1 protein-coding gene and 1 pseudogene are annotated in these 2393 nt (G+C 67.7%); one reads left to right on the top strand and one right to left on the bottom strand.

Going from position 1 to position 2393, the window contains the following annotated elements; translation table 11 throughout:
* Window positions 1–835: 835 nt before the first annotated feature.
* Window positions 836–1927, bottom strand: coding sequence for an IS110 family transposase (locus VGR06_RS08220; protein WP_327558373.1), 1092 nt, complete (start codon window positions 1925–1927; stop codon window positions 836–838).
* Window positions 1928–2170: 243 nt separating this feature from the next.
* On the opposite strand from VGR06_RS08220, the pseudogene VGR06_RS08215 reads away from it, so the two are divergent.
* Window positions 2171–2332, top strand: a pseudogene (locus VGR06_RS08215) (IS6 family transposase); the annotation flags it as partial.
* Window positions 2333–2393 lie beyond the last annotated feature (61 nt).

The following is a 2393-nucleotide window of genomic DNA, read 5'->3' as shown; positions in this document are numbered from 1 at the left end:
ACCAGCGTGCCGATCGCAATGCTTCGTCGCCAACCGCGCCGAGAAGACGACTTCGGACCCCTGCCGTAGCCGCCAGTGGGCGGCGAGACCGACGTTGAGCTTCGCCGGTGCTCCGGGGTGATCGGAGGATGCTGAGCGGTGTCATGTACGGGGTCCCGCTTGCTCTGAGGGCGTCCCGGAGTGCCAGACGAGCCTTCTCGGTCGTCGGGATCTTGGTTATTCATCGTACTGCCTCGTCGACGGTGACGGACGCAATTGATAAGGACGGAGACAACGAGGTGACCGAGCCTCGTCAACAGTCTGTCAGGAAGTATGAACCAAACACCGAATGGGAAAAGACGCACGTTCGTGCGTTTGGGACATATTGCCTAACCAGTTTCGCTGAGATGCGTTCGGTTTCGGCCTACCCTCCACTGGCCATGGTGACAAGGCCACCGCTGGCAAACGTAAGTCAATTGGGCCGCCTTCCAGATGTACCAACCTCGACGAAGGCAAACGGGGTTGCACGGCGACGACAGAACTAGGCACTAACGCATCTTGGCGGGTTTTGGCTGGTCGAAGGCGCACGTCGCTCGTCGCGAGCGGACCCGGCAGCCGAACGCTGGCATACCTACGAGCATGCCCGCCGGGTCGGCCAGGCATGCTGGCAGCCGCACGGGGACTGTTGCGTTGGCTGTGACCGCCTTGGAGCAGCGAGACCGGCGGCATGAGAACTCGCCGCCCCCGCCCTGCTCCCGTGCCGCGGTCTGCGTTCGCCGGCTTCTGCTTCCCACCCGACGTGATCGTCCTTGCGGTCCGCTGGTACCTGCGCTTCGGGTTGATGCCCCTATGGATGTCAAGCGGCTGAGGGGTCGGTGATTGGGGCTGGCTGTGGCTTGGTGATGAGCTGGTAGAGCTCGCGGGCGATGTAGCGCTTGAGGCAGCGGATCGCTTCGCGGGGTGTCTTACCTTCGGCGATGCGTCGGTTGACGTAGTCGCGGGTGCGATGATCCCAGCGGAGGCGGGACAACGCGATGCGGTACAGCGCGGCGTTGGCTTGCCGGTCACCGCCGCGGTTGAGGCGGCGGCGTTGCGTCTTGCCGGAGGACGCCTCGACCGGGCTGACGCCACACAGCGCGGCGAAGCCAGCCTCGCTGCCGAGCCGCCCGGGGTTGTCGCCGGCGGTGATGAGCAGGGTGGCGGCGGTGTCTGGGCCGACGCCGTTGCAATCGAGCAGCTGTGGGGTGTGGGCGGCCACCGCCGCGGTGATTTTGGCGTTGAGGTCATCGATCTCCTGGGTAAGGCACAGGATCCGGTGGGCCAGCAGCCGCAGGGTCCAGGCCGCGGCGCTCGTGGCGTCGGTGGGCGCGGCAGGGTCCAGCTGCGCGCATCGGCGGATGAGCACCCGGCTGCTGAGCCCAGACAGCGACTCGCGCAGCGTGGGGTTGGTGGCCACCAGCACGGCCTTGAGCTGGTTGATCGCCTGGGTGCGGGACTTGACCGCAGAATCCTTGGCGAGCTTGAACATCCGGGCCATCTCCACCGGCCCGTCGCCGGTCTTCGCCGTCGCGGTCGCCCGACCGGCAAGCACCGCTCGGGCGGCGGCTTCGGCGTCGATGACGTCGGTCTTGCCGCGTCGGCGCCGGGTGGCCTTGTCTGGCTGGTTGACGTCGAGGACCTGCACGCCGGCGGCCTGCAAGTGGCGGCTTAGCGCCGCCCCGTACGAGCCGGTGCACTCCACCCCGGCCCGTCGCAGCGTCCCCAACGCCTGCGCCCAGTCGAGCAGCTGCTGGTAGCCAGCGGCGGTGGCCGGGAAGCAGCGGCTGTCCAGCAGCACACCCACGGGGTTGAGCATCGCGGCCACGTGGGTGTCCTTGTGGGTATCGACCCCCAGGATCACCTCCGCGTCGTCGGCGTCGTCCTGGCTGGACTGGGCAGGATGCAGCATGTTGGTCACGGTCGCTTGCCTCCTGATCGGCTCGGGCGGGTGGCCGCTGTCGTCGGGCCGGCGGGGCGGTCAGGACTGTGATGGTGCCTCGTAGCGGCAAGGCCCCTATCGGGACACGCCCACCGGACCGGCGGCCGCATGCACCGTCCCAGGCCAGTGGCCGACAGATCAGCCCAAAGGCACTCTGGCCAGTCGTACCGCGGGTCAGACCATGACCCGGGACGGCACCCCACATCCTCACAGTCCTACCGCGACGTGGAGGAGTTGCTCACCGAGCGGGGCATCGAGGTCGACCACGTCACTGTGTACCGGTCGATGCTCCGGTTCACATCGCGGCTGGCCGAGGCCGCCCGCCCGTGCCGGCACGCCGTCGGTGACCGTTGGCAGGTGGACGAGACCTACGTGTAGGTCGCCGGCCGGTGGCGGTACGTCTACCGCGCCATCGACCAGTTCGGGCAGGTCATCG

This window comes from Actinophytocola sp. (assembly GCF_036002505.1).
Taxonomy (GTDB): domain Bacteria; phylum Actinomycetota; class Actinomycetes; order Mycobacteriales; family Pseudonocardiaceae; genus DASYTH01.
The sequence above is the reverse complement of the archived record's forward strand: the minus strand, read 5'-3'. Positions and strand labels throughout refer to the sequence as shown.

What these genes read in the sequence shown, in the direction of transcription:
- VGR06_RS08220 (WP_327558373.1), bottom strand. Translation starts at nt 1,927, where the DNA reads ATGCTGCATCCTGCCCAGTCCAGCCAGGACGACGCCGACGACGCGGAG.